The organism is Salinibacter sp. (genome assembly GCF_036626415.1).
Classification (GTDB): domain Bacteria; phylum Bacteroidota; class Rhodothermia; order Rhodothermales; family Salinibacteraceae; genus Salinibacter.
Genome location: NZ_JAZKRW010000198.1, coordinates 1 through 3,816 on the forward strand (window position 1 = coordinate 1; position 3,816 = coordinate 3,816).

The window sequence follows — 3,816 nt, forward strand, 5'->3', positions numbered from 1 at the left end:
GAGGCCGACGAGACGGGCACGGGGGCGACTGTGGCGCACACCTTCCCGGAAAGCGTAGAGAACACGTACGGGGAAGACACCCGCTACGAGGTCACCCTTACCGTGACGGACGACGACGGCGCCACCGCCACGGCCTCCAAGGTGGTGCGGGTTTCCCCCACGAGTTCAACTGTGAACTGGACGCAGGTGTGGGGCGACGAGTTTGAGGGACAGGGCCTCCCGAACTCGGAGAAGTGGTCCTACGAGACCGGCGGCGACGGCTGGGGAAATCAGGAACAGCAGTACTACACCCGCGACGACACGGACAACGCCCGCCTGGAAAACGGCCACCTTATCATTGAGGCCCGCAAAGAGTCGTTCAAGGGCAACGACTACACGTCGGTCCGCCTCAACAGCGAGGCGTCGTGGAAGTACGGACGTTTTGAGATCCGCGCCAAGCTGCCGGCGGGCCGCGGCACGTGGCCGGCCCTCTGGATGCTGGCCGACGAGCAGACCTACGGCGACCAGTACTGGCCAGACAACGGCGAGATGGACATCATGGAGCACGTGGGGTACGACGAGGGCGTGATCCACGGCACCATCCACACCGAGGCCTTCAATCACATCGACGGCACGGACAAGGGCAGCACGATCACCGTGCCCGACGCCACGTCCGAATTCCACGACTACGCCATGGAATGGACGCCAAACGAATTCCGCGTCTTCGTCGATGGGGAGCAGTACTTCACCTTCCAGAACCGCGAGCAGTACGACTGGCAGGAGTGGCCCTTCGACCAGAAATTTCACCTCTTGATGAACATCGCGGTCGGCGGGTCCTGGGGCGGAGCCGAGGGCATTGACGACTCGGCCTTTCCCGAGCGCATGGTGATCGACTACGTGCGGGTGTACAAACCCGAGTAGTGATCCTCCCCGCGTACGCTGGCAGATTTTTGCCGCCGACACGGAGTCCGTCAATCTCCGCCTCGCTCCAGCGGGGTCTGGAGCGAGGCGCTGATCAGGGCAGCTGAGCAGAACTTGTAGACTGATTCTCCCCTTGAATTTTCCCCACCTCGAATCGGATGAACGTCTCCTTGCCCACAACTTGGGCACGTTTCCTGCTTGCCGCGTCGGTGCTGCTGGCAGGGTGTGCCGATACACGTTCCACCACCACGAACAGTACGATGGCCGACGCCCCCCCTCCCGACACGACGACGCAAACCGACGCCGTGGGACAGACGGGGCAGCAGGCCGACCCCGAAGGGCGCCGCATGGCGCTTGATCGCGACATCTCTCTGCTAAAAAGTCCGGAGCCCCCCGTTGACGCGTCGGCTCGAAGTAGTGATGCGTTTATCCAGAGCGTTGTCCGTGACTCCGCCACGACCAGCGTGGAGAACGTGGATGCGAGGGTCGACTCGCTCCTCAACGAGATGACGCTGGAGGAAAAGGTGGGGCAGATGACCCAGCTTACCCTCAGCACCATCTCGAAGGAGGCCCACCAGGACAATCCCTCGGCCATCCGGGACCACGAGCTAAGTCCGGAGAAGCTGCGTGATGTGGTCGTGGAGCACCACGTGGGCTCTATCCTGAACGTGACGGGACAGGCGTTCTCCGTCGATCACTGGGCGGAAGTGATGTCCCAGGTCCAACGGACGGCCACAGAGGAGACGCGGCTCGGCATTCCCATTCTTTATGGCATCGACGCGGTGCACGGCGCCAACTATACGCGAGAGGCCGTACTTTTCCCGCAGAACCAGGGCCTGGCGGCCACCTGGAACCTGGCCCTCGCCGAAGAGACAGCGGCCATCACGGCCCGGGACGTGCGCGCTTCCGGCATTCCGTGGAACTTTGCGCCTGTGCTGGACCTGGGGCGCGAGCCCCGCTGGCCCCGCCTCTACGAAACGCTCGGCGAGGACGTGCACCTGGCGACCGCCATGGGCCTGGGCCTGCTTCGGGGCTACCAGGAGACCGACGTGAGCGATTCCTCCCGCGTGGCGGCCACCCTCAAGCACTACGTAGGGTATTCTGCCCCAGAATCTGGGCTGGACCGCACCCCGGCGCGGATCTCGGATATCGAGATGCGCGAGCATCACCTGAAGCCGTTCCGGTCCGCCATTGAGGCCGGCGCAAAGTCGATCATGATCAACTCCGGCGAGGTGAACGGCGTGCCCGCCCACGCCAGCACGCATTTGCTCCAGAAGGTGCTCCGCGACGAGCTCGGCTTTGAGGGCGTGGCGGTCAGCGACTGGCTCGACATCAAGAAGCTCGTGAACGTCCATCACGTGGCTGCCACGGAGCGGGAGGCCACCAAAATGGCCGTCATGGCTGGCGTGGACATGAGCATGGTGCCGTCGGAGTTGTCGTTCTACGATCACCTTCTGTCGCTGGTGCGGGACGGGGAGGTGCCCGAGTCGCGCATCGACGAGGCCGTTCGGCGCATTTTGCGGCTCAAGTTCGAGGTCGGCCTCTTCGAGGATCCGCTGCGCGGGCTGGAGCAGGCTGAAGAGGTCGGGAGCACGCGCGACCGGCGGGTGTCGCTCCAGGCGGCCCGCGAGTCGGTGACGCTGCTCCGCAACCGTGAGACCGAGCGAGGGGACTTCCTTCTGCCCTTGTCCGACAGCCAGAACGTTCTCGTGACCGGCCCCACGGCCCACTCCATGCAGTCGATGCACAACGGCTGGTCGTACACGTGGCAGGGCGGCGGGGCGGCGCAGAAGATGTTTCCGGACGGGCGCCCGACGCTCATGGAGGCGGTTCGTGAGCGCGTGGGCACAGACAGAATGACGTATGTGCCCGGCGCCACCCTCACGGCCCCCGAACAGATGGAGGAAGCCGTAGCCGCCGCCCGGCAGGCCGACGTGGCCGTGGTTGCCCTAGGGGAGGGGGCCTACGCGGAGACCCCCGGCAACCTTGACGCCATGGCGCTCCCCGAGGCCCAGCGCCGGCTGCTACGACGGGTGGCCAACACAGGCACGCCGGTGGCCCTGGTGCTCATTCAGGGCCGCCCACGCCTCCTGAATGATACGGCCGACCTGCCGGACGCCGTGCTGACGGCGTACAATCCAGGCCCGGAGGGCGGGCAAGCCCTCATGGAAGTGCTGTACGGCGCCGTGAACCCGAGCGGACACCTCCCCTACACCTACCCGCGCTCGTCGGTGGGCATGCGGACGTACGACCGAAAGTACAGCGAAGACCAGGACACCGAGGGGGGGATGAGCGGCTTCGATCCGCTGTTTGCATTCGGGGAGGGACTCTCTTACACGCGCTTCGCATACAGCGACCTCACCGTGAGTCGAGACTCCATGACGACCGGCTCGCTCCAAAATGGCGGGCAGGTAGACGTGGAAGTCACCGTCACCAACGCCGGCGACCGGCGGGGCAAGGACGTGGTGCAGCTCTACCTGAGCGACCTCGTCGCCAGCATCACGCCGTCCGTGAAGAAGCTCGTACGCTTTGCGAAGGTGGACCTGGCCCCGGGCGAGAGGACCCGGCTCTCGTTCACCCTGACCGCCGAGGATGTTAGCTTCATCGGACGCGACGGGGACCCGGTGGTGGAACCCGGAGCCTTCCGCCTCCAGGTGGAAGGGCTCAGTGAGCCGTTCGAGTTGGTTGGCGGCCGGTTTTCGAGGGCGGAGCACACGGGGGACACGGTGTCCTCTGCCGAGTAGGGGGGCCAGCGAGGCTCCAACCGCACCCCAGGGCGGAGTGTGGGCGCAGCGCGCTGGAGGTGTGCGTGGCAGGAGTCCTTGAGGCTGATGCCCACGCGATCTCCATTCTGCACCACTCCTTTCGGTTGGGGGCGATCTTCGTTTAGTTGAGGGCGATCTTGACACAAACACG

General features: G+C 65.1%; 2 protein-coding genes. Both read left to right on the forward strand.

What is annotated here, in order from left to right:
* Positions 1-900, forward strand: a 900-nt coding sequence (locus V5A20_RS13540; RefSeq protein ID WP_332327584.1) for a family 16 glycosylhydrolase, incomplete at its 5' end; no start/stop codon positions are given.
* Positions 901-1,160: 260 nt separating this feature from the next.
* Positions 1,161-3,644: a glycoside hydrolase family 3 N-terminal domain-containing protein gene (locus tag V5A20_RS13545; protein ID WP_332327585.1), complete on the forward strand. Its 2,484-nt coding sequence runs from the start codon at positions 1,161-1,163 to the stop codon at positions 3,642-3,644.
* Positions 3,645-3,816 lie beyond the last annotated feature (172 nt).

Coding starts and splice junctions, on each gene's coding strand:
- V5A20_RS13545 (WP_332327585.1), top strand. CDS start 1,161: ATGGCCGACGCCCCCCCTCCCGACACGACGACGCAAACCGACGCCGTG.